The following is a 24,361-nucleotide window of genomic DNA, read 5'->3' as shown; positions in this document are numbered from 1 at the left end:
TCACCGCTTCGGCCCCCTCCCTTGCCACAGGAATATCGGTTCTCCGACTGTTGGCTACCTGAATATTGGAGTGACGCCGCTTGACGCAAAGGGCGATCCATGGTTCACCCGCGCCACCTTTCCGACGCGACAGGGGGCCGTTCCATCATGAACGCCGACATGAACGCCAGCGCAGACACCCGGGGCACGGCGAACCCGCCGCCCTCGAATCCCATCGTGGTCATTCCCGCCCGCATGGCCTCCACCCGCCTGCCGGGGAAGCCGCTGGCCGACATCGGCGGAGCGCCGATGATCGTGCAGGTGTGGCGCCGCGCCATGGAGGCGGAGATCGGCCCGGTGGTGGTCGCCTGCGCCGAGCCTGAGATCGCCGCGGCGGTGGAGGCGGCGGGCGGCACCGCCGTGCTGACCCGGCCCGACCATCCCTCGGGCTCCGACCGCATCTTCGAGGCGGTCAGCCTGCTCGACCCGGAGGGAAAGTACGACGCGGTGGTGAACGTGCAGGGCGACCTGCCCACCATCGAGCCGGCGGTGGTCCGCGCCGCCTTCGCCCCGCTGTCCGACCCGCAGGTGGACATCGCCACCCTGGTGGTCGAGATCACGCGGGAGGAGGAGCGCACCGACCCCAACGTGGTGAAGGCCGTCCTGGAGCTGCCGCCCGGCGCCCGGCGGGGCCGCGCCCTCTATTTCAGCCGCGCCACCGCCCCGTGGGGCGACGGGCCGCTGTTCCACCACATCGGGCTCTACGCCTACCGCCGCGCCGCGCTGGAGCGCTACGTCCGGCTGCCGCCCTCGGCGCTGGAGCAGCGGGAGCGGCTGGAGCAGCTCCGCGCCCTGGCCTTCGGGATGCGCATCGACGCCGCCGTCGTTGACGCGGTTCCGCTCGGCGTCGATACTCCCGCCGACCTGGAGCGCGCCCGCGCGATCCTCGCCAAGCGCACCTCCCTTTAAAAGAAGACCTTCCGATGACGACCTCGAACGTGATCGCCTTCCAGGGCCTGCCCGGCGCCTATTCGGACCTGTCCTGCCGGACGGTCTTTCCGGAAATGACGACGCTGCCCTGCGCCACGTTCGAGGACGCCTTCGCCGCCGTGCGCGAGGGGCGTGCGGCGCTCGCCATGATCCCGGTGGAGAACTCCATCGCCGGGCGCGTGGCCGACAACCACCATCTGCTGCCCGAAGGCGGCCTGCACATCATCGGCGAGCATTTCCAGCGGGTGAACCACCAGCTCCTCGCCCCCAAGGGCGCGACGCTGGCCGGGCTGAAGACGGTGCGCAGCCACATCCAGGCGCTGTCCCAGTGCCGCAACATGACGCGGGAGCTGGGGCTGACGGCGATCTCCCACGCCGACACCGCGGGCGCCGCCGCGGAGATCGCCAAGCTGGGCGACCCGCAGCACGCCGCCATCGCTTCGTCGCTGGCTGCGGACATCTACGGTCTGGACATCCTGAAGGGCGGCATCGAGGACGCGGAGCACAACACCACCCGCTTCCTGATCCTGTCCCGCGACCCGAAGACCCCGCCGCTGCCCGCCGAGGGGACCGGGGCCAAGATCATCACCACCTTCGTCTTCCGCGTGCGCAGCGTGCCGGCGGCCCTCTACAAGGCGCTGGGCGGCTTCGCCACCAACGGCATCAACATGACGAAGCTGGAAAGCTACATGGTGGGCGGGCACTTCACCCAGACCCAGTTCTACGCCGACGTGGAGGGCCATCCGGAGGAGCGCTCCCTGCGTCTGGCGCTGGAGGAGTTGGCCTTCTTCGCCCGCGCCGGCGAGGTGAAGATCCTGGGCGTCTACCCCGCCAACCCCTTCCGCTATCAGGAGAGCCAGCGCATCGGCGAGGATTGAGGAAAGGGGCGAGCAGCGCTTGCCCCCACCCTTCCCACGGCTTCGCCGCGGGCCCCTTCCCTCCCCCGCTGCGCAGGAGAGGGAGCTTTATCCCCTCCCCTGCGCAGCGGGGGAGGGTTTAGGGAGGGGGCAATGACCGAGGGGGCACGCGACCCGCCGTCTCCCTCACTCCCCCTCGGCGATCCATTCGTCGATCAGGCGGCGGGCGATGCTGTCAGGGCGGGCGAGGCGGAATTCCTCGCTGGGCGTGAAGGTCCGCAGAAACTCGCGGTCGAACCAGTGGGCCGTCTCCAACTCCTCCATATCCGTCTGGATATCCAGCGTCACTGCCCGCGCGCTGAAGCCCAGCATCAGCGAGGATGGAAAGGGCCAGGGCTGGGACGAGTGGTAGCGGATGTCGGTGACCTCCAGCCCCACCTCCTCCAGCACCTCGCGCCGCACGCTGTCCTCCAGGCTTTCGCCCGGCTCGACGAAGCCGGCCAGCACCGAATGCATCCCCGGCGGGAAGCGGGAGTTGCGGCCCAGCACGACCCGCCCGGCCCCGTCATGGACCAGCATGATCACCGCCGGGTCGGTGCGCGGGAAATGGTGGGTGGCGCAGTCCGGGTTGGTGCAGACGCGCACATGCCCGCCCTCGGCACCCGCCGCGACGGAGCCACAGACGCCGCAGAAGCGGTGCCGGGCGTTCCACCAGGTGATGCCGCGGGCGTAGGCGCACAGCCCGGCCTCCGTCGCCTCCATCACCGGGCCGACGGCGCGCAGGTCCTCGAAACGGCCGAGCCCGGCCAGGGCCGGATGCTCCTCCGGCGCTTCCAGGCCGGTCAGGTCCACGGTGAAGTGTGGAACCCCGTCGAGCAGGCCGAGGAACACCGGCTCTACGCCCCAGTCGCCGCCACAGGCGACGGCGACCGCATGGGCCGAGTCGGCGTCGCCGGTCACGAAGTTGCGCGATTTCGCCACGGGCAGCAGGCGCGCGTCCGGCGAGGTCCAGGCGTCTTTCAGCCAGCCCTTGTCCTTGCGGCGCACGGCGGCGCGGTCGAGCGGAATGCCGGCATAGGCGTTCGGGCCGGCGTTCGGGCGGTCGGGTGGGGAGGAGCGGTCGTGCATGGCGAAGAGGCTGCCACAAGCCCGCGAAACGGGGAAGCGGCGTCCCGCGCAACCCTCCTCCTTCATTGATGGTTTGCGCCGACGGAACGCCCGACTAGGATGCGGCCCTCTTTCCCACCACGCGCGATTCGGCGGAGCGACCATGACCGAACCCTGCCCCACCCCCCTGGTGACCCTGGCGGAGCGTCTGGCCGACGCCTCCGGCCCGGTCATCCGGCAGTATTTCCGCACGCCGGTGGCGGTGGACGACAAGGCCGACGCCTCCCCCGTCACCATCGCCGACCGCGAGGCGGAACGGACCATCCGCGCCATCATCGAGGCCGAGCGCCCCGACGACGGTATCTATGGCGAGGAGTTCGGGACCAAGAACCTGGACGCCGAGTGGGTCTGGGTGATCGACCCCATCGACGGCACCAAGTCCTTCATCACCGGCCGCCCGATCTTCGGCACGCTGATCGCCCTGCTGCACCGCGGGCGCCCGGTGCTCGGCGTCATCGACCAGCCCATCGTCCAGGACCGCTGGCTGGGCGTCGAGGGCCGCCCGACCCTGTTCAACGGCCAGCCGGCCAGTGTGCGCGCCTGCGCCGGGGGGCTGGCCGCAGCGACGCTGGGCACCACCTCCCCCGACCTGTTCCCCGGAGCGGACCAGGACGCCTTCCGCCGGGTGGCGGGGACGGCCAAGGTGTCGGTCTATGGCGGCGACTGCTACAGCTACGGCCTGCTGGCGGCGGGCTATTACGACCTCGTCGTCGAATCGGGGCTGAAGCTCTACGACTTCGCGGCGCTGGTGCCGGTGGTGACCGGAGCCGGCGGGCTGATGACCGATTGGGACGGCCAGCCGCTCGACGCCACCTCCAACGGGCGCGTGGTCGCCGCGGGCGACGCCCGCACCCACCGCGAGACGCTGGCCGCCCTGGCCGGCTGAGAAGGAGAACCACGCCCATGGCAACCATCGCCACGCCCGCCCGCTCCGTCTTCGAAACCTCGCCGGAGAAGCTGCGTCCCTTCCTGCACTCGCTGGCCGGCCGGGTGTCGGGCGGGGCGAACTGGATGGTCCGCAAGAAGACGGTCTGCGACCTGCTGCTGGGGCTGGACGCCTTCTTCGCCCTGCCGGCGGAGGAGCGCCGCGCCCTGATGGGCGCCGGAGACGACGCCGCCTCCCACGGCAGCCAGGACGGCACCGGGCCGGAGGACTTCCGCAACGTCCTGCCGCTCTATGTCGGGGCGATCCTGGAGGGGCTGAAGGAGGAGGCCGTGACGCAGCCGGAGCAGGCGGCGATCTACATGCTGTCCATCCACCCGGAGCACCAGATGGCCGCGGAGGAATGGATGCTCGCCGACCCGCGCAACGGCAAGGCGGTGCGCCGGATGATGCGGTCCGACCGCCGCTACCGTCAGCTCATGGAGCGTATGGCCGACCACTGGAAGAAGACCCGCGCCGGTCAGGGCAGCAGCGAGACGGCCAGCAGCCCCAGGTAGATGCCGATGAACAGGCCGAGGACGATGCCGTAATCCTCGTCGGTCATCGGGTTGGAATCGGGGTCGAACTGCCGCATGATATACTCCCTGTGCGTCAACGGGTGTTCAGAATAACCGTTGACGCCCGCGAAGTTCCCGCGACAAGGCCGTGACTTCCGCCGGGAAGACGTGGATATCCCCATAAAAAACGGACCGCGCCGGAGGGGCACGGTCCGCTGAGTCGGGAGGGACCCGAAGGGAAAGGGTCAGGTAGACGGCCGGGCCTCGCCAGTGATGGCCGGTTTGGGCGGCATCTCCTCGGCCAGCGCGCGGTAGGCCAGCCCGCCGAGCAATCCGCCGACCAGCGGCGCCACCCAGAAGGCCCAGAGCTGTTGCAGCGCCCAGCCGCCGACGACCAGCGCCGGCCCCGTGCTGCGCGCCGGGTTCACCGACGTGTTGGTGACGGGGATGCTGATGAGATGGATCAGCGTCAGCGCCAGACCGATGGCCAGCGGCGCGAAGCCCGCGGGCGCCCGCCGGTCGGTGGAGCCCAGGATGACGATCAGGAACATGAAGGTCAGCACCACCTCGATCAGCAGGCCGGAGGTGAGGTTGTACGCGCCCGGCGAATGCTCCCCGTACCCGTTGGCGGCCAGGCCCTTGGCGGCCAGCGACCAGTCGGCCTTGCCGGTGGCGATGACGTACAGCACCATCGCCGCCAGGAAGGCGCCGACCACCTGCGCGATGACATAGGGCAGGATGTCCTTGGCCGGGAAGCGCCCGCCGGCCCACAGCCCCACCGTGACCGCCGGGTTCAGGTGGCAGCCGGAGATGTGGCCGACCGAGTAGGCCATGGTCAGCACGGTAAGCCCGAAGGCCAGGGAGACGCCGGTCAGCCCGATCCCGACCTCCGGGAAGGCGGCGGACAGCACGGCGCTGCCGCAGCCGCCGAAGACCAGCCAGAAGGTGCCGAGAAACTCCGCGCTCGTGCGCCGGACCATCGACATGTCACCACCTCGTCGGGCTTGCCGCATTTCCGCCTTCTTTGCGCCCCCGGACGGGCCGGCGCCAGCGGACGGGCGTAAGATACCGTTGCGTACGCGGACTTGACGCGCCGCTAGGCGCGTACATGCTAGGGCTGATCCGCCTTATCATCTCAGGCCCAACCACATCAGGACCGACGATGCGCCGAGTTCTCGCTGCCGCCCGGACGACTGCTTTCTTGGCTCTCCTTGCGCTGTCGGCGCCAATCCAGGCGAACGGGGTCCAAGCGGAAACGGTCACCGTCCCCGCCCTGAAGCAGTTCGGCGAGCCGGAATTCAAGCCGGGCTTCACCCATTTCCCACACGCCAACCCGGAGGCCCCCAAGGGCGGACAGATCACCCTGGCTGCGCAGGGCAGCTTCGACAGCCTGAACCCGATCATCCTGCGCGGCGTCACCCCGCGCACGCTGGGGCTGATCGCCGACTCGCTGATGGTCGGCTCCGGCTGGGAGATGGACGCTGCCTACGGGTCGCTGGCGGAAAGCGTGGAACTGCCCGACGACAAGAGCTGGGCCGTCTTCCACCTGCGCAAGGACGCGCGCTGGCATGACGGCGTGCCGGTGACCGCCGGCGACGTGGTCTTCGCCTGGGACTCCATCCAGGCGCACGGCAACCCCTTCCTGAAATCCTTCCTCGACCGCGTCGCCGCGGTGGAGGCGCTGGACGAGCACCAGCTGAAGATCACCCTGAGGACCACCGGGGAGATGAAGCCGATCATCGACTTCGCCACCAGCATCGCCCCCCAGCCCGAGCATTGGTGGACCGCCAACGGGCGCGACATCTCCAAGACGACGCTGGAGCCGGTGCTGGGCAGCGGCCCCTACCGCATCAGGACCGTCGATCCCGGCCGCTCGATCACCTACGAGCGGGTGGCCGACTGGTGGGGCCGCGACCTGCCGACGGCGCGGGGCTTCTACAACTTCGACAGCGTTAAGGTCGATTACTACCGCGACGACGACGTGATGTTCGAGGCCTTCAAGGCCGGCGCCTACGACTTCCGCACCGAGCACCGGGCGCAGCGCTGGACCACCGGCTACGACTTCCCCGCGGCAAAGGACGGCCGGGTGAACCGCGTCGAGGTGAAGAGCGACCTGCCGCTGGGCGCCCAGGGCTTCCGCCTGAACACCCGCCGCGCCAAGTTCGCCGACCCGCGGGTGCGCGAGGCGCTGGGCTATCTGTTCGACTTCGAATGGATTCAGAAGAACATCCTGTACGGCCAGTATCTCCGCACCACCTCCAACTTCCCCAACTCCGACTTCGGCGCCAAGGGGCCGCCGACGCCGGATGAGCTGGCCCTGCTGGAGCCCTTCCGCGCCCAGTTGCCGGAGCGCGTCTTCACCACCCCCTTCGAGCCGCCGAAGACCGACGGCAGCGGCAACAACCGCAACAACCTGCGCGAGGCCATGCGCCTGTTCCGCGAGGCCGGGTGGGAGCTGAAGAACGGCCGGATGACCAGCGCCAAGACCGGCGAGGTGCTGAGCATCGAGTTCCTCGACGGCACCGGCGCGCTGACCCGCGTGATCCAGCCCTATGTGGAGGCGCTGCGCAAGGCGGGCATCGACGCGGTGCTGCGGGTGGTCGACACCGCCCAGTTCCAGGCGCGCACCGACGAGTTCGACTTCGACGTGGTGGTGGCGAACTTCAATTTCTTCACCCCGCCGGGGACCGAGCTGCGCAGCTACTTCGGCTCCGCCGCCGCGGACGTCCGGGGATCGGCCAACTACGCCGGCATCAAGGAACCGGCGGCCGACGCGATGATCGAAAAGGCGCTGGCGGCGAAGGATCTGGCGTCCGTCCAGGCGGCGACCCGCGCGCTCGACCGCGTGCTTTTGTGGGGCTTCTACATGGTGCCGCACTGGTACAACCCGGACAACTGGATCGCCTACCGGACGACGCTGGGCTTCCCGGAGACGACGCCGAAATACGATCTGGGCTTCCGCAACAGCGGCTTCCCCGAGGCGTGGTGGGTGAAGCCCTGATCGCCTGTTCAGCCCCTTAAAGCCGAGGCTCCGCCTTGATTGTGCCACAAGGGAGACCCTACCTTACCGGAAACAATAAGGACCGAGAGGGGCATGAGGAAGACCGGTAAAGCGATCCTGGCCGCGGTCATGTGCCTGTATCTGGCGGAACCCTTCGCCACGGCCCGTGCCCAATCCGCCCAACCGGAGGCCGCCCTGAAAACGGGGGGGCACGCCGTCACGGCCCATGGGACGCCCAAATACGGGCCGGACTTCCAGCATTTCGACTACGTCAACCCCGACGCCCCCAAGGGCGGCGAGATCAAGCTGGCGACCTACGGCAGCTTCGACAGCCTGAACCCCTTCATCCTGCGCGGGTCGACCGCCGCGGGGGCCAGCCTGCCCTTCGACACGCTGACGGTGGAGAGCGGGGACGAGGTGCTGACCCGCTACGGGCTGCTCGCCGAGACCATCACCGTCGCCGAGGACCGGAGTTGGGTGCGCTTCACGCTGCGCCCGCAGGCGCGCTTCCACGACGGGGCGCCGGTGACCGCCGACGACGTGGTCTGGAGCTTCGAGACGCTGCGCGACAAGGGCCACCCGCTCTACCGCACCTACTACGCCGACGTGACGAAGGCGGAGAAGACGGGCGAGCGTACGGTCACCTTCACCTTCCGCGACGGCGGCAACCCCGAACTGCCGGTCATCATGGGCCAGCTGCCGGTGCTGCCGAAGCATGTGTTCGAAGGAAACGGCTCCGGGGTGCGCGACTTCGCCAGCACCACGCTCGACCCCATCGTCGGCAGCGGCCCCTACCGGATCGTCGAGGTGCAGCCCGGCCGCTCCCTCGTCTTCGAGCGGGTGCAGGACTGGTGGGCCAAGGACCTGCCGGTCAACCGCGGGCGCTACAACTTCGACCGCATCCGCTTCGACTATTACCGCGACCTCGACGTGGTGTTCGAAGCCTTCAAGGCCGGGGCCATCGATTTCCGGGTGGAGCATTCGTCGAAGAACTGGGTGACCGGCTACGACGTGCCCGCGGTCCGCGACGGCCACATCGTCCGCGAGGAGATCAAACACCAGGACCCGCAGGGCATGCAGGCCTTCGTCTTCAACAGCCGCCGCCCGGTCTTCGCCGACCGCAAGGTGCGCGAAGCGCTGAATCACCTGTTCGACTATGAATGGACGCGGGCGAACCTGTCCTACGGGCTGTTCCAACGCACCAAGAGCTTCTTCTCCAACTCCGAGCTGGCCTCCACCGGTCTGCCCTCGCCGGAGGAGTTGAAACTGCTGGAGCCGTTCCGCGGCAAGGTGCCGGAGGAGGTCTTCACCAAGCCCTTCGAACCGCCGCAGACCGACGGGTCCGGCAACATCCGCCCGAACCTGCGCACGGCGCTCTCCTTGCTCAAGGAGGCCGGGTGGGAGCTGAAGGGCAACAAGCTGCTGAACGCCAAGACCGGCGAGCCGATGCGCTTCGAGATCCTGCTGGTGCAGCCGGACATGGACCGCATCGTCCAGCCCTTCGTCCGCAACCTGGAGCGCGCCGGGATCGAGGCGGCCATCCGCGTGGTGGACACCGCCCAGTACCAGAACCGGATCGACCGCTACGACTTCGACATGGTCATCCAGCGCATCCTGCAATCGACCTCGCCCGGCAACGAGCAGCGCGACTACTGGCAGGCGGCCCGCGCCGACCAGCCGGGCAGCCGCAATCTGGCCGGCATCAAGGACCCGGTGGTCGACGCGCTGATCGACCGGGTGATCCAGGCCCCCGACCGCGAGAGCCTGATCACGGCGACCCGCGCGCTCGACCGCGTGCTGCTGTGGGGCTGGTACGTCATCCCGCAATGGCACGACGACGTGCGGCGCGTTGCCTATTGGAACCGTTTCTCCCATCCGGCGGTTGCGCCCAAATACGGCTTGGCCTTCACCGACACCTGGTGGGTCGATCCCGACAAGAACGCGAAGCTCGCCAACACGGCCCGCCGCGCGGCGCCCTGAGACGGCAAACAGAAAGGCGAACCCGCGCGATGCTGGCCTACATCATCCGCCGTCTGCTGCTGATCATCCCGACGCTGTTCGGGATCATGGTCATCAACTTCCTGATCGTGCAGATCGCCCCCGGCGGTCCCATCGAGCAGATGATCGCCCGCGTCCAGGGCACCGCCGTGGAGGCGACCGCCCGCATCGGCGGCACCGGCGGCGGCGAGACCGGCGGCCCGGCGGCGCAGCAGGCCCAGGGCGGCGACACCGGCAGCCGCTACCGCGGCGCCCAGGGGCTCGACCCGGAATTCATCAAGCAGCTTGAGAAGGAATTCGGTTTCGACAAGCCGCTGCACGAGCGCTTCATCCACATGATGTCGAACTATCTGATGTTCGATTTCGGCAAGAGCTATTTCCGCGACCGCAGCGTCGTCGATCTGGTGATCGAGAAGATGCCGGTGTCGATCTCGCTGGGCATCTGGACGACACTGATCGTCTATCTGGTGTCGATCCCGCTGGGCATCGCCAAGGCGGTGCGCGACGGCCAGCCCTTCGACGTCTGGACCTCCGGCGTGGTCATCGTCGGCTACGCCATCCCCAGCTTCCTGTTCGCCGTGCTGCTGATCGTCGTCTTCGCCGGCGGGCGCTATTTCGACCTGTTCCCGCTGAGGGGGCTGGTGTCGGACAACTGGGCGAGCCTGCCCTGGTGGCAACAGATCCTCGATTACATGTGGCACATGGTGCTGCCGGTGCTGTCCATGGTGATCGGCGGCTTCGCCGGGCTGACCATGCTGACCAAGAACTCCTTCCTGGAGGAGATCAACAAGCAGTATGTCGTCACCGCCCGCGCCAAGGGGCTGGCGGAGCGGCGGGTGCTCTACGGCCACATCTTCCGCAACGCCATGCTGATCGTCATCGCCGGCTTCCCCGGCGCCTTCATCGGCATCCTGTTCACCGGCGCCCTGCTGATCGAGGTGATCTTCTCGCTGGACGGGCTGGGGCTGCTGGGTTTCGAGGCGGCGATCAACCGCGACTATCCGGTGATGTTCGGCACGCTGTACTTCTTCACGCTGCTGGGGCTCATCATGAACCTCGTCGGCGATGTGACCTATGTCGCCGTCGATCCCCGCATCGACTTCGAAGCGCGGAGGGTGTGATGCACCTCGAAACATCCGCATTTTCCCCCTCTCCCCCCCGGGGAGAGGGTTGGGGTGAGGGGGTTGCGCATTTGCCGGACGCACCGCCACGCGCGCGCATTTGCCGGACGCACCGCCACGCGCAACCCCCTCACCCTCCCCTCTCCCCAGAGGGGAGAGGGCAAATGCCCGTCGGAGGGGGTGCCCATGAGCGGCGACCGCTTCCTCGGCCTGCGCGTCACGCCGCTCACCCGGCGGCGGCTGGCGAATTTCCGGGCGAACCGGCGGGGCTTCTGGTCCTTCTGGATCTTCCTGGTGCTGTTCACCCTGTCGCTGGGCGCGGAGTTCATCGCGAACGACCGCCCTCTGCTCATCAAATACGACAACGCGCTCTATTGGCCCGTCTTCACCGCCTACCCGGAGACCACCTTCGGCGGCGAGTTCGAGACGGAGACCGATTACCGCGACCCCTATGTGCGCCAGCTGATCGAGGAAAAGGGCTGGATCGTCTGGCCGCCGATCCCCTACGGCTACCGCACCATCAACTACAATCTGCCGGTCCCCGCCCCGGCCCCGCCGTCGGTCGACAACTGGCTGGGCACCGACGACCAGGGGCGCGACGTGGTGGCGCGGCTGATCTACGGCTTCCGCATCTCGGTGCTGTTCGGGCTGGTGCTGACCGCCTTCTCCTCGGTCGTCGGCATCATGGCGGGGGCGGTCCAGGGCTACTTCGGCGGCATCACCGACCTGCTGTTCCAGCGCTTCATCGAGATCTGGCAGGGCCTGCCCACCCTGTTCCTGCTCATCATCCTGTCCAGTGTGGTGACGCCGAACTTCTGGTGGCTTCTCGGCCTGCTGCTTCTGTTCTCCTGGACCTCGCTGGTCCATGTGGTGCGGGCGGAGTTCCTGCGGGCGCGCAACTTCGACTATGTGCGCGCCGCCCGCGCGCTGGGCGCCACCGACGCGACGATCATGGTGCGCCACGTGCTGCCCAACGCCATGGTGGCGACGCTGACCTTCCTGCCCTTCATCCTGAACGGCTCCATCACCACCCTGACGGCGCTCGACTTCCTGGGCTTCGGCCTGCCCCCCGGCTCCCCCTCGCTGGGCGAGCTGCTGGCCCAGGGCAAGGCGAACCTCCAGGCGCCCTGGCTGGGCCTGACCGCCTTCTTCGTGCTGGCGATCATGCTGAGCCTGCTGATCTTCATCGGCGAGGCGGTGCGCGACGCCTTCGACCCGCGCAAGACCATCGGCCAGCTCTCCACCGCCACCGGAACCGCCAACGAGGCGGGCGCGGTGGCGCAGAAGGCCGCGGAATGATGTCCCCGACGACCACCAGCCCAAGAAGGCGGAACCGCCCATGACCGACATGACGACCAATGGGACCGACGATCTCCTCCAGGTCCGCAACCTGCATGTCGAGTTCCGCTCGGGCGGCGGGGCGATGCACGCGGTGAAGGGCGTGTCCTTCGACATCGCCAAGGGGGAAACCCTGGCGCTGGTCGGCGAGTCCGGGTCGGGCAAGTCGGTCACCGCCCTGTCGATCCTGCAACTGCTGCCCTACCCCATGGCGCGCCACCCGCATGGCTCCATCCGCTTCCGCGGGACCGAGCTGGTGGGGGCGGAGGAGAAGGTGCTGCGCAACGTGCGCGGCGACCGCATCGCGATGATCTTCCAGGAGCCGATGACCTCGCTGAACCCGCTGCACAGCATCGAGCGGCAGATCAACGAGACGCTGTTCCTGCACAAGGGCCTGTCCCGCGCCGCCGCGCGCAAGCGCACGCTGGAGCTGCTGCGGCTGGTCGGGCTGCCCAGCCCGGAAAAGCGGCTGAATGCCTACCCGCACGAGCTGTCGGGCGGCCAGCGCCAGCGCGTGATGATCGCCATGGCGCTCGCCAACGAGCCCGATCTGCTGATCGCCGACGAACCGACCACCGCGCTGGACGTCACCATCCAGGCGCAGATCCTGGAGCTGCTGAAGGATCTCCAGCGCCGCTTCGGCATGGCGCTGCTGCTCATCACCCACGACCTGGGCGTGGTGCGCAAGATGGCCGACCGGGTCTGCGTGATGAACCAGGGCGAGATCGTCGAGCAGGCCGACGTCGCCGACATCTTCGCCCGCCCGCAGCACGCCTACACGCGCAAGCTCCTGGCCGCGGAGCCGAAGGGCGACCCGCTGACCCCGCCCGCCGACGCGCCGGAGGTCATGGCCGCCGACAACCTCAAGGTCTGGTTCCCCATCAAGAAGGGCCTGCTGCGCCGCACCGTCGATCACGTCCGCGCCGTGGACGGCGTGTCGGTCAACGTGCGGCAGGGGCACACGGTCGGGGTGGTCGGCGAGTCCGGTTCCGGCAAGACGACGCTGGGCCTCGCCCTGCTGCGCCTGCACGCCAGCGAGGGGGCGATCCGCTTCGACGGCAAGGACATCCAGGGCTGGCAGGCGAAGAAGCTGCGCGGGCTGCGGCGGGAGATGCAGGTGGTCTTCCAGGACCCCTACGGCAGCCTGTCGCCCCGCTTGTCGGTCGGCCAGATCATCGGCGAGGGGCTGACGATCCATGGCATCGGCTCCGGCGCCGAACGCGACGCCATGGTGGCAAAGGCGCTGGAGGAGGTGGGGCTCGACCCGTCCAGCCGCCACCGCTACCCGCACGAGTTCTCCGGCGGCCAGCGCCAGCGCATTGCCATTGCCCGCGCCCTGGTGCTGAAGCCGAAATTCGTCGTCCTGGACGAGCCGACCAGCGCGCTCGACATGTCGGTGCAGGCGCAGATCGTCGATCTGCTGCGCGACATCCAGGCGCGCAACAACCTCGCCTACCTCTTCATCAGCCACGACCTGCGGGTGGTGCGGGCGCTCAGCAGCCACGTCATTGTCATGAAAGACGGCAAGGTCGTCGAGCAGGGCCCCACCCGCCGCATCTTCGAGGAGCCGCGGGAGGAATACACCCGCGCCCTGCTCGCCGCCGCACTGAACCTGGAAGCCGTCAAGTCCGACGCCGTGCGGATGTAGCGCAATCGCATTCAATGTCCCCTCTCCCCTCTGGGGAGAGGGTTAGGGTGAGGGGGTTGCGCTTGTGCCGGACGTACCTGCCACGCCCATCCCCCTCACCGGCTCTCAGCGGATGCCAGAGGCATCCGCCTGCCGCCGTCAGCGCTGGCTTTCAGCCAGCGCGAGAGGCCCTGCGGGCCACCCTCTCCCCAGAGGGGAGAGGGCTATGAGGGTCAAGTGCGATTGCCTTGGCTCCGCGGGCGCTTCGCCTTCGTGTTGCCGGGCGGCGCCTTCGGCCGATGCGGCGGCGCCTTCGGGGATTCCCGCCCCGGCACCGTCACCTCGCGCCATTGGCCGGGCGCCAGACCGTCCAGCGTCCAATCGCCGATGGACCAGCGGATCAGCCGCAGGGTCGGGAAGCCGACCGCGGCGGTCATGCGGCGCACCTGACGGTTCCGCCCCTCCCGCAGGGTCAGGGCGATCCAGCTCGTCGGGATGGCGGCGCGGAAGCGCACGGGCGGGTCGCGCGGCCACAGGCCGCCCGGCTCCGCCATCCGGCGGGCCTCGGCGGGCAGGGTCGGCCCGTCGTTGAGCGTCACCCCATCGCGCAGGCGCTGCAACGCCTCCTCGGTCGGGACGCCCTCCACCTGCACCCAGTAGATCTTGGGCAGCTTGTGCTTGGGCGAGGCGATGCGGGCGATCAGCGCGCCGTCGTCGCTCAGCGCCAGCAGCCCCTCGCTGTCGCGGTCCAGCCGCCCGGCGGCGTAGACCCCCTTCACCGGCACATGGTCGGCCAGCGTCGGACGCCCCTGCTCATCGGTGAATTGCGGCAGCACGCCATAGGGCTTGTTCAGCAGGATCAGACGGGGCACGGTTGGCTCGAACGGGTTTGAGACGAACAACGACAACACTACAGGGGTTTGCACCGTGACGCTGCTTTTCTGCTCCACCACCGACCGCTCCGACCGCTGGCTGAGCGAGCTGGACGCCCGCCTGCCCGGCCTGGAGGTGCGGGTGTGGCCCGAGATGGGGAACCCGGCGGACATCGAGATGGCGCTGGTGTGGAAGCCGCCGCACGGGCTGCTCGCCACCCTGCCGAACCTGAAGCTGATCGTGTCGCTGGGCGCCGGGGTGGAATCGCTGCTGCTCGACCCCACCCTGCCCGAGGTGCCGCTGGTCCGCATGGTGTCGGAGGGGCTGACGGTGGACATGGCCGGCTATGTGGCGCTCCAGGTGCTGCGCTGGCACCGGCTCCTCGACGAGTACAAGGCGCTCCAGCAGGCCGGGCGGTGGGAGCCGCTGGACCCCTGCCCGGCGTCGGAGGTCAGCGTCGGCATCCTGGGCATGGGCGAGCTGGGCATGGCCTCGGCCAAGACGCTGCTGAGCATGGACTACCGCGTGCTGGGCTGGAGCCGCACGCCGAAGACGCTGCCGGGGGTGGAGAGCTTTTCCGGACCCGACGGGCTGGCGGCGATGCTCGGGCAGTGCAACCTGCTGGTCTGCCTGCTGCCGCTGACGGCGGAGACGCGCGGCCTGCTGAACCGCAAGCTGTTCGCCGCTCTGCCCAAGGGGGCGGTGGTCGTCAACGCCGCCCGCGGCGGGCATCTGGTGGAGGACGATCTGCTGGCGGCGCTGGAGAGCGGGCACATCGCCGGTGCCAGCTTGGACGTGTTCGCGGAGGAGCCGCTGCCCGCCGGCCATCCCTTCTGGACCCACCCGAAGGTGCATGTGACGCCGCACGTTGCCGCCATCACCCATCCCTCGCGCTCCGCCGCGGTGGTGGCCGAGGCGATCACCGCGTTCCGCGAGGGGCGCCCCCTGCCGAACCTCGTAGACCGCAGCCAGGGCTATTGAAAACGGCGGCGGTCAGGCAGGCACCACCACGGGTCCGGAGGCGCCCAACTGCGCCTCCAGCCGCGCCTTGGCGGAGGCAGCCACCTCCTCCTCGGCGCGGATGACCGCCATGTCCTCCGGCGCCACGGCGCCCGCGGCGACCACCAGCTCGGCGAAATCGGACAGGAATACGCTGCCCTTCACGGTGCGCTGGACGAGGACGCTGCGCTTGTCCTCGACGTCGCGCTTGCGCTTGATAAAGCCGAGTAGCGACAGCCGGTCGAGCGCGCGGGTCACCGCGGGCTTGGAGATGTTCAGCGTCGCCGCCAGACCGCGCACGGTGTGCGGCGGATCGGTCAGATAGACCTGGAGCATGATGGCCATCTGCCGCGCCGACAGGTCCGGCCCATCCTGCCGGACGCTGGCGATCAGAGCCGTCCGCCACAGGCCGAGCGCTTTCAGGTTCCGTGCCATGTTTTCCCCCCGTGCCGCGTCCCTTGCCCCGAAGGCCCCCGCATTCGGAACGCGCGGCGAAGGAGTGTCCCCCAACCCGGCCCGGACAGGCAAGCGTTTCGCAGCCGGATCGATCGGTCAGGGTGTCGCGGGAGGCTCACGCCCAGTCGGGCGGAGGCGGCTGGCGGCGGATGTGATGCACCCGCAGGATCTCCAGTTGGGCATCCATGTCATTGGACACCGTCACCCGATAGACGATCCGATAAGGAAGATCGGACAGCTTCAGTTCCCGCGTGCCTGGAAAAATGCCCGGCTTGCCAATGTTGGCCGCTCGGCGATCAGCGCCACAGACTGACGGATGCGCTGCGCGATGCGCACTGCGGCGGCGGGATTGTGCTCGCGGACGTAACGGGAAATGTCGTCGATGTTTCGAAGGGCACCGCGCAGATAGCGGACCTTCACTGCGCCCTCAAAGGCTGGCCGAAAGAGGCAAACGCGTTTTCGACCTCGTCGTCACTGGCGAAGTCACCCTCATCGGCATCGGCGACAGCCCGGCGGATGTCCTCGAACGCCTCACACTGGTCGGCAAGGTAACTCTCGACCGCGCGCTCGACATGCCAAGCCGGATCGTGCGCCGTCGCCCGCGCAAGTCGGTCGAGCGCTTCGGCTGTCTTTCCATCCACGCGAATGGTCACGGATACCGGTTCGGACATCGGTGCGCCCCGCTGGGGTGAATGCTGGAGAAAGGGTATGCGGCTCCAATAGGCTTTCAAGGGCCATGGAGATTCCTGTCGATCGGTCAGGGTGTCGCAGGTGGAGGAGTGTATCGCGGGGGCGGGCGCCCCCTCCCTCACCCTCCCCCGCTGACGCAGGGGAGGGAACTCCGCTGGCTTCGGACAACGCCCTCCCCTGCGCAGCTCTCGCGCAAACCTTTGGTTTGCGCTGACGCGGCAGGCGGACCTTTGGTCCGCTGAGAGCTGGGGAGGGAGGGAACCCATGCGCGAGTATGGGGAGGGTGGGGGCACCTCGTCGGGAACCCGCTCAGTAAATCAACTCGTTCTCGCCGCTGCCTTCGGAGATGACGATTTCGCCGCGGGCCGCCAAGTCCTTGGCGAGCTGGACCATGTACATCTGGGACTCGTCCACCTCGCGGACGCGGACAGGGCCCATGGCGGCCATGTCCTCGCGCAGGATCTTCGCCGCGCGTTCGGACATGTTGGAGAAGAACAGGTCCTTCAGCGTCTCCGACGCGCCCTTCAGGGCGGTGGCGAGCTTCTGCTTGTCGACGCTGCGCAGCAGGGCCTGGACGCCGGAGGGGTCGAGCTTGGACAGGTCCTCGAAGGTGAACATCAGCGACTTGATGCGCTCGGCGCTGTCGCGGTTGCGTTCCTCCAGGGCGGCCATGAAGCGGTGCTCGGTCGTGCGGTCCAGGCCGTTGAAGATTTCCGCCAGCATTTCGTGACTGTCGCGGCGGCTGGTGCGGGCGAGGTTGGTCATGAACTCGGTGCGCAGCGTGCGCTCCACGTCGTCCAGAACCTCCTTCTGCACGGCCTCCATGCGCAGCATGCGCATGATGACCTCCATCGCGAAGCTCTCCGGCAGCTGGGTCAGCACGCGGCCGGCGTGTTCCGGGCGGATCTTCGACAGCACCACCGCCACGGTCTGCGGGTATTCGTTCTTCAGGTAATTGGACAGGACCGATTCGTTGACGTTGGCCAGCTTGTCCCACATGGTGCGGCCGGCCGGACCGCGGATCTCCTCCATGATGGAGTCGACCTTGTCCTTGGGCAGCGTCTTCAGCAGCAGGCGTTCGGTGGAGTCGAAGGAACCAACCAGCGAGCCGGTGGCCGACATCTGCTCCGCGAATTCGACGAACAGGCGCTCGATCAGGTTGGCGGAGACGGTGCCGAGGTTCGCCATCACCTGCGACAGCTCCTTGATCTCCTCGTCGTCCATCATCGCGAACAGCTTGGACGAATGCTCCTCGCCCAGCGCCAGCATCAGGATGGCCGCCTTCTCCGGACCGGTGAGGGTGCGATAATCCTCACGAACCTTCAGCGCCATGTATCCGCCTCCAAAAACCCGGCCGGCACCCGAGTCCACCGGTCCTACCCGAAGGTTTTAGTCCTTTCCGAATCGGCACGCCACCCCCGCGACGCCCGCGGGGGTGACAATTTTAACCATATGCCGCTTGTTGAACCGCTCTGTCACCCGAACCGCTTGGCGATGACCGCATAGGCCGCGCGCAGGCCCAGCGCCTCGCCGCCCTCCGGGCGTCCGGGGCGGGCGCCGCTGTTCCAGGCGAAGGTGTCGAGATGCGCCCAGGGCGTGTCCTTCGACACGAACTCCTGAAGAAACAGACCGGCGGTGATCGCCCCCGCCATGCCGTTGCTGGTCACGTTGTTGAGGTCGGCCACCTTGCTGTCCAGCCCCTTGCGGTAGGGCGCCCACAGCGGCAGGCGCCACAGCGGGTCGCTCTGCTCCTCCCCGGCGGCCAGCAGGTCGTTGGCGAGGGCGTCGTCGTTGGCGAACAGCGCCGGCAGGTCCGGCCCCAGCGCGACGCGGGCGGCCCCGGTCAGGGTGGCGAAGTCGATCAGCAGGGCGGGCTTGTCGGAATCCGCCTCGGCCAGCGCGTCGCACAGGATCAGCCGGCCCTCGGCGTCGGTGTTGCCGACCTCCACGCTCAGCCCCTTGCGCGTCTTCAGCACGTCCATCGGCTTGAAGGCGTTGCCGGAGATCACGTTCTCCACCGCCGGGATCAGAACGCGCAGCCGCACCGGCAACCCCGCCATCATCACCATTCGGCCCAGCGCCAGGGCGTGCGCCGCCCCACCCATGTCCTTCTTCATCAGCAGCATGCCCGACGACGGCTTGATGTCCAGGCCGCCGCTGTCAAAACAGACGCCCTTGCCGACGATGGTCACCTTCGGGTGCGTCGGGTTGCCCCAGCGCAGGTCGATCAGCCGCGGCGCGCGCGGACTGGCCCGGCCCACCGCGTGAATGGCCGGATAGTCACGGTCGAGCAGGTCGTCGCCGACGATCACGTCCAGCCCGGCCTCGAATTCCTCCGCCACGGCATGGGCCACCTCGGCCAGTTCCGCCGGGCCGAGGTCGTTGGCCGGCGTGTTGACGAGGTCGCGCAGCAGATAGGTCGCGGTGGCGGTGCGCTGCACCTCGCCCTGGTCGGCGTGCTTGGGCCAGACGAGGTTGGCGAAGGACTTCTCCGACGCCTTGTAGCGTCCGAAGCGGTAGCTGCCCAGCGCCCAGCCCAGGGCCAGACGGGTGGCAGCGCGGCGGTCGAGCGCGGCGTCCACCGCCTCATCCAGCTGGTAGTTCCCCGGCGGCAGGCCGCTGGGAAGACCGGCGAGACCCCACAGGTCGTCCAGCGCCGACACGCCGGCCAGCACGCGGGCGACCGCCCCGCCCTCCCCCGGCAGGAAGGCCCCCGGCAAAAAAGGCAATGGTGCCGGCCTCCGCCGTGAAGTTCACGGCCTTCACCCAGGCCGCGGTGGCGGGCGGCTGGCCTTCCAGCCACGTGGCGAGGCCGGCCTTGTTCAGCGGGGTGATGGTCACAGTGCCGGGGCCGGCCGTGGCGAGCAGGGTGGCGAGCAAGGCGGGCGTCCTTCGTCAGGAAACGGAAACAATGAAGGAAAGCATGGCGCGCCGGGGCGCCCCTGAAAAGGGGGATTGCGTGCCGGCTTGCCGCAAGGTCGCGGGACAGGCATGCTCCGCCCCCCTCTCCTTTCGCTCCCGAGGCGCATCCATGGACGACCTGACGCTGGTCATCGGCAACAAGGCCTTCTCCTCCTGGTCCCTGCGGCCCTGGCTGGCGCTGAAGCGGACCGGCCGGCCCTTCCAGGAGATCATGATCCCGCTGCGCCAGCCCGACACCGCGGCCCGCATCGCCGAGCATTCGCCCTCCGGCCGGGTGCCCTGCCTGCGGCACGGCGATCGGGTGATCTGGGATTCGCTGGCGATCTGCGAGTATCTGGCGGAGTCCTTCCCCGAGGCCGCCCTCTGGCCAGCGGACGCCCACGCCCGCGCGGTGGCGCGGTCGGTCTCGGCGGAGATGCATTCGGGCTTCGTCGGCCTGCGCACCCACATGTCCATGGACCTGAAGGCCTTCCGCCCCGGCGTGGGCCGCAACGCCGAGAGCGAGGCCGACATCGCCCGCGTCTTCACCCTGTGGCGCGACACGCGCGCCCGCTTCGGGGCGGGCGGCCCCTTCCTGTTCGGCGACTTCTCCATCGCCGACGCCATGTACGCGCCGGTGGTGACGCGCCTTCTCACCTACGGGGTCGAGATGGACGGGCTGTGCGGCGACTACGCGCGGGCGGTGATGGAGCTGCCGGCCATGGTGGAATGGGTGGCCGCCGCCAAGGCCGAGCCGTGGGACATCTACGCCGACGAACGGACCATCTGACAGCCGAAAGCGGTCAGGGCGTCGCTCCGCCCGTCGGCTCGTTGGCGGCGTTGCCGATCAGCCCGACCTCGCGGTAGTAGCGCTCGGCGCCCGGATGCAGCGGAACGGAAACGTTGGCGACCGCCTTGGTGGCGTCGAAGCTGCGCCCCTTGGGGTGGCCCTCGATCAGCAGGCGGCGGGTGTTCTCGTGCCACAGCGCCTTGGTGACGCCGTGGATCAGGGCGGGGTCGCGGTCGGCGCGGACCAGCAACTCCGCCCCCACCCCCAGCGTGTGGATCTCCGGCACGCCGGGGTAGGTGTCGGCGGGGATGGTCTGGTCCATGTAGAAGCGCTGGCGGATGCGCAGCCGGTCGGCCATGTCACCGTCGAGCGGGATCAGGCGGATCGGCTCGCGGTTCGCCACATCGGTCACCGCCGCTACCGGAAAACCGCCGACCATGAAGAAGGCGTCCAGCTCCTTCTTGGCCAGCCGGTCCGCTGCGGTGCCGGGCTTCAGGTAGGCCGGGGGCCGCAGCTCCGCCTCCTTCACGCCGAAGGCGTCGAGGATCGCCCGCGCCTCCACCAGCACGCCGGAACCCTCCTCCCCCAGCGAGACGGCCTTTCCCTTCAGGTCGGCCACGCCGTGCAGGTCGCTGTCGGCGCGCACGACGAGCTGGATCGCCTCCGCGTAGAGCATACCGATGGAGCGCAGCCCTTCGAAGGGCGCCTTGCCGTGGAAGATGCCGGAGCCGGTGTAGGCCCAATAGGCGATGTCGGCCTGGGACATCCCGGCCTCGACCGCCCCCGAGCGCAACAGCTCGATGTTCTCCACCGAGCCGAGCGTGGCCTGGGCCACCGCGATCAGCCCCGGCACGCCGCAGCTTCCTCCGCGGTCGCAGGGGCGCGAGCCGGGCGGGTTGGAGATGGCGTTGGCGATCAGCCCGCCGATCGGGAAATAGGTGCCCGACGTGGTGCCCGTGCCGATCCGGAAATAGCGGATGTCCTGCGCCACGGCACCCCGCGGCAGCAGGCCCAGGAGAGCGCCCCCGGCGATGCCGGCCAACACATGGCGGCGGCTGGGAAGGCCCTGGGGGGAAAGGCGGGCGTCGGAAAGGCGGGGGTTGGCTCCTGCGCGCGGCACCGGCGGGTCCACCTTTCCTGCTGGCCAGCCGTTCCGGCGGCATGGGCCATCGGCGGCGTGTGTTGGACACGCTCTTACAAGAATACCCGCAGCCCGGCTTTTTCAAGGCGTCGGGGCCTTAAAAGACGCCCGCCAGATCAAGAACCCCGGCGAGTGCTACCGCGCCGCCACACATTTGCACGACCCGGCCCGACGCCGCCTGCCCCACCGCCACCGACAGGCCCAGCCCGGCGCCGATGACCAGCAGCACGCCAGACGACAGCCCGGCCCAGAACAGCGGCCCGCCCATATGCACATAGCCGTGGAAAGCCCCCGCCGCGGCGACCGTCAGCACCCCCAGCGCCAGCGGCACCTTCAGTCCGAAGGCGACCAGCCCGCCCATCAGGATCAACGACGCCGACAGCCCTTCCGCGGCGTAGGGCAGACGGATGCCGATCTGCGCGGCCAGCCCGGCGGCCAGCACCGCGGTCAGCGCCGCCACCGGAAGCTGCCAGACGGAAGGGCCGCCGTTCTGCCCGCTCCACAGCCCGATGGCGAGGAAGCCGAGCAGATGCTGCAACACCCACACGGGTTCGGTCAGGCCGGTGCCGAACGGCCCGGTCACCGTCATCCGCGCCAGCGCGGGCGCGGCACCGGCGCCGATCAATGCGAGCGCCAGAAGAACCGACCGGATCGCCACCATCCCCCACCCCTTTTCCCCAACGCCTCTGCCCAGCACCGGGCCGGTATGGCCGCTGCGCGGGGTGGGGTCAAGTGACCAGGGTGGCGGGCTTCAAGAACCGGGAGATCAGTAACCCAGGGGGCCAGGACCGTACTGGCGGAGGTCCTGCTGCTTGCGGAGCAGGTCGCGCTGCTGCAACGGGTCGAGCCGGCCCATGGCGTCCTCGGTGCGCAACCGGTCGACCTCCGGACTCATCAGGTCGCGCTTGGCGCGGTCGGTCAGCCCCTGGGTGGAGCCCGGCTCCGGCAGGGCGGGGGTGGCCGGCTGGTCGATGGGCGGCGGCGGCGGGGACGAACTGCCGCGGCGACGCACCGGCGGCGGCTGGTTGGGCGTTTGCGAGGCGTCGGAGAGCTTTTGCGGCGGAGCGGGTGCAGGCTCCGGCCGCGGTGCGGGAGTCGGGCGGGCATTCTCCTCCGCCTGAATCTGGCGCAGCGTCTTCAGCCCGCCGCCTTGCGCGGACACCGGCGGGGCCGCCTGGGCCCGTCCCGGCATCTCGTCGTGCACATCCGGCGCGCAGGCCCCCAGCGCAAGGGCGGCGAGCGCGACGGCGACGGGCAGGAACACGGCGGTGGGGCGGATCGGTGTCATACCAACCATGTCGTGTCCCGCGGAGACGGGACAAGGCCCTCCCGGCGACCTCCCCCTTCTTGGTGAGGCCGTAAGGGGACTCCCAACCGCCGGCTTTTGCCGCTAGAATGTTCTTGTTTTGTTCGAGTTGAAACGATTGACGAAACGAGCGGTGCAGGGAGGGTGGCATGGGGAAAGGGGGTGCTGAACGGACGGCGCGGCGCATCCTGTCCCTGTGGCTGCCGCGGCTGCCCACCGACGCCCACAGCCGCCGCCATCCGGAGCGGCGCGACCATCCCCTGGCCGCCATCCTGGCCGAGCGCGGGCGGCTGGGCGTGGCCGCCGTCAACCGCGCCGCGGCGGAGGCCGGGGTGCATCCCGGCATGAGTCTGGCCGACGCCCGCGCCATTGAGCCCGCCCTGGCCGTCTTCGACGCCGAGCCCGAGTCGGACGCCCACCTGCTGGAGCGGATCGCCGGCTGGTGCACGCGCTACACCCCCTGGACCACCCCGGACGGCCCCGACGGGGTGGCGCTGGACATCACCGGTTGCGCCCACCTGTTCGGCGGGGAGGAGGCCGTGGCCGCCGACCTGTCCGCCCGCCTGACCGCGGCGGGCTTCGAGTCGCGGATTTCCGTGGCCGACACGCCCGCGGCGGCCTGGGCGCTGGCGCGGTTCGGCGGGGGGGGCAAAGCGCTCCCCGATCTCTCCCCCCTCCCCGTCGCCGCGCTGCGTCTGCCCGCCGCCACGGTGGACGGTCTGGCCGCGGTGGGGTTGCGGCGGATCGGGGATCTGCATGCCCTCCCCCGCGCCACGCTGGCCGCCCGCTTCGGGCCGGAACTGCTGCGACGGCTCGATCAGGCCTACGGGCGGCTGGACGAGCCGCTGTCTCCCCGCCTGCCGGTGCCGCCGCACAGCGTCCGCCTCGCCCTGCCCGAGCCGATCACCACCGCCGAGGCCATCGCCGAGGCGCTGCGCCGCCTGCTGACCGCCCTCTGCGCCGGGCTGGAGAACACCGGCGAGGGCGCCCGCCGGCTACGGCTGGAGTTGCATCGGGTCGACCGACGGCTGGAGGACGCGCCCCAGACGCTGGTTATCGGCACCGGCCACCCGGTGCGCCGCCCGGACGCGCTGATGCGGCTGTTCGCCCAGAAACTCGACCGCGTGGAACCCGGCCCCGGTCTGGAGCTGATGGTGCTGTCGGCCACCGAGGCCGGCCCGCTCGCCGCCGCACAGGCCGCGCTGGACGGCACAACGGATGGGGGCATGGACGGGCAGCCGGAGCTGGGCGAGCTGATGGACCGGCTGGGCAACCGGCTGGGGGAGCGGGCGGTGCTGCGGCTGGTCCCGCGGCAAAGCTGGCTGCCGGAGCGCAGCGTGGCCCCCGCCTCGGCCTTCTCGGAGGCCTCCGGCGGTGCGCTGTGGCCGACCGACCGCCCCCGCCCGGTGCGGCTGCTCGCCCCGCCGGAGCCCATCGAAGCCATGGCCCTGGTTCCCGACGACCCGCCGGTGATGTTCCTCTGGCGCGGCGTCCAGCATCGCATCCGCCGTGCCGACGGGCCGGAGCGGATCGAGGCCGAATGGTGGCGACGCGACGGCGAGCCCCGCGACTATTACCGCGTCGAGGACGAGGCCGGCCGCCGCTTCTGGGTCTATCGGCAGGGGCTGTACCGGCCCGGCGTGGCGGCGCTGTGGTTCCTGCACGGCTTCTTCGGATGACGGGAGCG

General features: G+C 69.5%; 23 protein-coding genes and 1 pseudogene. 12 read left to right on the top strand and 12 right to left on the bottom strand.

Going from position 1 to position 24,361, the window contains the following annotated elements; genetic code table 11:
* Positions 1–159 precede the first annotated feature (159 nt).
* Together ABAZ39_RS01935 and ABAZ39_RS01930 are read left to right on the top strand one after the other, a co-directional pair.
* The gene (locus ABAZ39_RS01935) at positions 160–948 is read left to right on the top strand and encodes a 3-deoxy-manno-octulosonate cytidylyltransferase (RefSeq protein ID WP_051658053.1); all 789 of its coding nucleotides are present in this window, start codon (positions 160–162) and stop codon (positions 946–948) included.
* Between the two features lie 14 nt (positions 949–962).
* The gene (locus ABAZ39_RS01930) at positions 963–1,847 is read left to right on the top strand and encodes a prephenate dehydratase (protein WP_038526181.1); all 885 of its coding nucleotides are present in this window, start codon (positions 963–965) and stop codon (positions 1,845–1,847) included.
* Between the two features lie 165 nt (positions 1,848–2,012).
* Here ABAZ39_RS01930 and nudC read toward each other — a convergent pair whose 3' ends face one another.
* Complete coding sequence (gene nudC / locus ABAZ39_RS01925) at positions 2,013–2,954, bottom strand: NAD(+) diphosphatase (protein WP_038526178.1); 942 nt, start codon at positions 2,952–2,954, stop codon at positions 2,013–2,015.
* Between the two features lie 142 nt (positions 2,955–3,096).
* On the opposite strand from nudC, the gene hisN reads away from it, so the two are divergent.
* Both hisN and ABAZ39_RS01915 read left to right on the top strand, forming a co-directional pair.
* Entirely contained in the window at positions 3,097–3,879 is a 783-nt protein-coding gene (gene hisN / locus ABAZ39_RS01920) for a histidinol-phosphatase (protein WP_038526175.1), read from the top strand.
* Positions 3,880–3,896: 17 nt separating this feature from the next.
* Positions 3,897–4,433, top strand: coding sequence for a hypothetical protein (locus ABAZ39_RS01915; protein ID WP_038526172.1), 537 nt, complete (start codon positions 3,897–3,899; stop codon positions 4,431–4,433).
* Positions 4,434–4,678: 245 nt separating this feature from the next.
* Here the strand turns inward: ABAZ39_RS01915 and aqpZ are convergent, their stop codons facing one another.
* On the bottom strand, positions 4,679–5,419 hold the full coding sequence (aqpZ, locus tag ABAZ39_RS01910) for an aquaporin Z (RefSeq protein WP_014239399.1): 741 nt from the start codon (positions 5,417–5,419) through the stop codon (positions 4,679–4,681).
* A gap of 215 nt (positions 5,420–5,634) precedes the next feature.
* On the opposite strand from aqpZ, the gene ABAZ39_RS01905 reads away from it, so the two are divergent.
* The 5 genes from ABAZ39_RS01905 (at position 5,635) to ABAZ39_RS01885 (ending at position 13,539) form a co-directional block, all read left to right on the top strand.
* Complete coding sequence (locus ABAZ39_RS01905; protein WP_247881606.1) at positions 5,635–7,434, top strand: extracellular solute-binding protein; 1,800 nt, start codon at positions 5,635–5,637, stop codon at positions 7,432–7,434.
* A gap of 93 nt (positions 7,435–7,527) precedes the next feature.
* Complete coding sequence (locus ABAZ39_RS01900; RefSeq protein WP_038526166.1) at positions 7,528–9,414, top strand: extracellular solute-binding protein; 1,887 nt, start codon at positions 7,528–7,530, stop codon at positions 9,412–9,414.
* A 29-nt stretch (positions 9,415–9,443) separates the two neighbouring features.
* Positions 9,444–10,553: a microcin C ABC transporter permease YejB gene (locus tag ABAZ39_RS01895; protein WP_038526163.1), complete on the top strand. Its 1,110-nt coding sequence runs from the start codon at positions 9,444–9,446 to the stop codon at positions 10,551–10,553.
* Between the two features lie 186 nt (positions 10,554–10,739).
* A complete protein-coding gene (locus tag ABAZ39_RS01890; RefSeq protein WP_038526161.1) occupies positions 10,740–11,852 on the top strand; it encodes an ABC transporter permease in 1,113 nt (370 codons plus the stop codon).
* A gap of 49 nt (positions 11,853–11,901) precedes the next feature.
* Positions 11,902–13,539: an ABC transporter ATP-binding protein gene (locus ABAZ39_RS01885; protein WP_038530505.1), complete on the top strand. Its 1,638-nt coding sequence runs from the start codon at positions 11,902–11,904 to the stop codon at positions 13,537–13,539.
* Positions 13,540–13,751: 212 nt separating this feature from the next.
* Here ABAZ39_RS01885 and ABAZ39_RS01880 read toward each other — a convergent pair whose 3' ends face one another.
* Positions 13,752–14,390 (bottom strand): pseudouridine synthase, encoded by a 639-nt coding sequence (locus tag ABAZ39_RS01880; protein ID WP_038530502.1) that lies wholly within the window; start codon positions 14,388–14,390, stop codon positions 13,752–13,754.
* A gap of 55 nt (positions 14,391–14,445) precedes the next feature.
* Between ABAZ39_RS01880 and ABAZ39_RS01875 the strand changes: the two genes are divergently transcribed.
* Positions 14,446–15,372 carry a 2-hydroxyacid dehydrogenase gene (locus tag ABAZ39_RS01875; protein WP_038526158.1) on the top strand — a complete coding sequence of 309 codons (927 nt, stop codon included), beginning with the start codon at positions 14,446–14,448 and terminating at the stop codon, positions 15,370–15,372.
* A gap of 12 nt (positions 15,373–15,384) precedes the next feature.
* Here the strand turns inward: ABAZ39_RS01875 and ABAZ39_RS01870 are convergent, their stop codons facing one another.
* From ABAZ39_RS01870 to ABAZ39_RS37635, 6 genes and pseudogenes are all read right to left on the bottom strand, one after another.
* The gene (locus ABAZ39_RS01870) at positions 15,385–15,825 is read right to left on the bottom strand and encodes a MarR family transcriptional regulator (RefSeq protein ID WP_038526155.1); all 441 of its coding nucleotides are present in this window, start codon (positions 15,823–15,825) and stop codon (positions 15,385–15,387) included.
* 261 nt (positions 15,826–16,086) lie between these two features.
* A complete protein-coding gene (locus tag ABAZ39_RS35375) occupies positions 16,087–16,266 on the bottom strand; it encodes a type II toxin-antitoxin system RelE/ParE family toxin (protein WP_144243445.1) in 180 nt (59 codons plus the stop codon).
* Positions 16,263–16,517, bottom strand: coding sequence for a CopG family ribbon-helix-helix protein (locus ABAZ39_RS36015; RefSeq protein ID WP_038526152.1), 255 nt, complete (start codon positions 16,515–16,517; stop codon positions 16,263–16,265). Before ABAZ39_RS36015 ends, ABAZ39_RS35375 begins: the two co-directional genes overlap by 4 nt.
* Positions 16,518–16,845: 328 nt before the next feature.
* Positions 16,846–17,868, bottom strand: coding sequence for a flagellar motor switch protein FliG (fliG, locus tag ABAZ39_RS01860; protein ID WP_014239388.1), 1,023 nt, complete (start codon positions 17,866–17,868; stop codon positions 16,846–16,848).
* A 143-nt stretch (positions 17,869–18,011) separates the two neighbouring features.
* Entirely contained in the window at positions 18,012–19,265 is a 1,254-nt protein-coding gene (locus tag ABAZ39_RS01855; RefSeq protein ID WP_372684153.1) for a leucyl aminopeptidase family protein, read from the bottom strand.
* 49 nt (positions 19,266–19,314) lie between these two features.
* Positions 19,315–19,377 (bottom strand): annotated as a pseudogene (locus tag ABAZ39_RS37635) (hypothetical protein); the annotation flags it as partial.
* Between the two features lie 190 nt (positions 19,378–19,567).
* Here ABAZ39_RS37635 and ABAZ39_RS01850 point away from each other — a divergent pair.
* Positions 19,568–20,227, top strand: coding sequence for a glutathione S-transferase family protein (locus ABAZ39_RS01850; RefSeq protein ID WP_038526151.1), 660 nt, complete (start codon positions 19,568–19,570; stop codon positions 20,225–20,227).
* Between the two features lie 13 nt (positions 20,228–20,240).
* Here the strand turns inward: ABAZ39_RS01850 and ABAZ39_RS01845 are convergent, their stop codons facing one another.
* The 3 genes from ABAZ39_RS01845 to ABAZ39_RS01835 form a co-directional block, all read right to left on the bottom strand.
* A complete protein-coding gene (locus tag ABAZ39_RS01845; RefSeq protein WP_014239385.1) occupies positions 20,241–21,347 on the bottom strand; it encodes a TAXI family TRAP transporter solute-binding subunit in 1,107 nt (368 codons plus the stop codon).
* Positions 21,348–21,465: 118 nt separating this feature from the next.
* Positions 21,466–22,029 (bottom strand): HupE/UreJ family protein, encoded by a 564-nt coding sequence (locus tag ABAZ39_RS01840; RefSeq protein ID WP_014239383.1) that lies wholly within the window; start codon positions 22,027–22,029, stop codon positions 21,466–21,468.
* Positions 22,030–22,134: 105 nt separating this feature from the next.
* Entirely contained in the window at positions 22,135–22,656 is a 522-nt protein-coding gene (locus tag ABAZ39_RS01835; RefSeq protein ID WP_038526149.1) for a hypothetical protein, read from the bottom strand.
* Positions 22,657–22,823: 167 nt separating this feature from the next.
* On the opposite strand from ABAZ39_RS01835, the gene ABAZ39_RS01830 reads away from it, so the two are divergent.
* Positions 22,824–24,353, top strand: coding sequence for a Y-family DNA polymerase (locus ABAZ39_RS01830; protein WP_038526146.1), 1,530 nt, complete (start codon positions 22,824–22,826; stop codon positions 24,351–24,353).
* The last annotated feature ends 8 nt before the right edge of the window (positions 24,354–24,361 follow it).

The sequence above is a fragment of the Azospirillum argentinense genome (genome assembly GCF_000632475.1).
GTDB lineage: Bacteria > Pseudomonadota > Alphaproteobacteria > Azospirillales > Azospirillaceae > Azospirillum > Azospirillum baldaniorum.
This window is presented reverse-complemented; position numbering and strand designations above follow the sequence as displayed.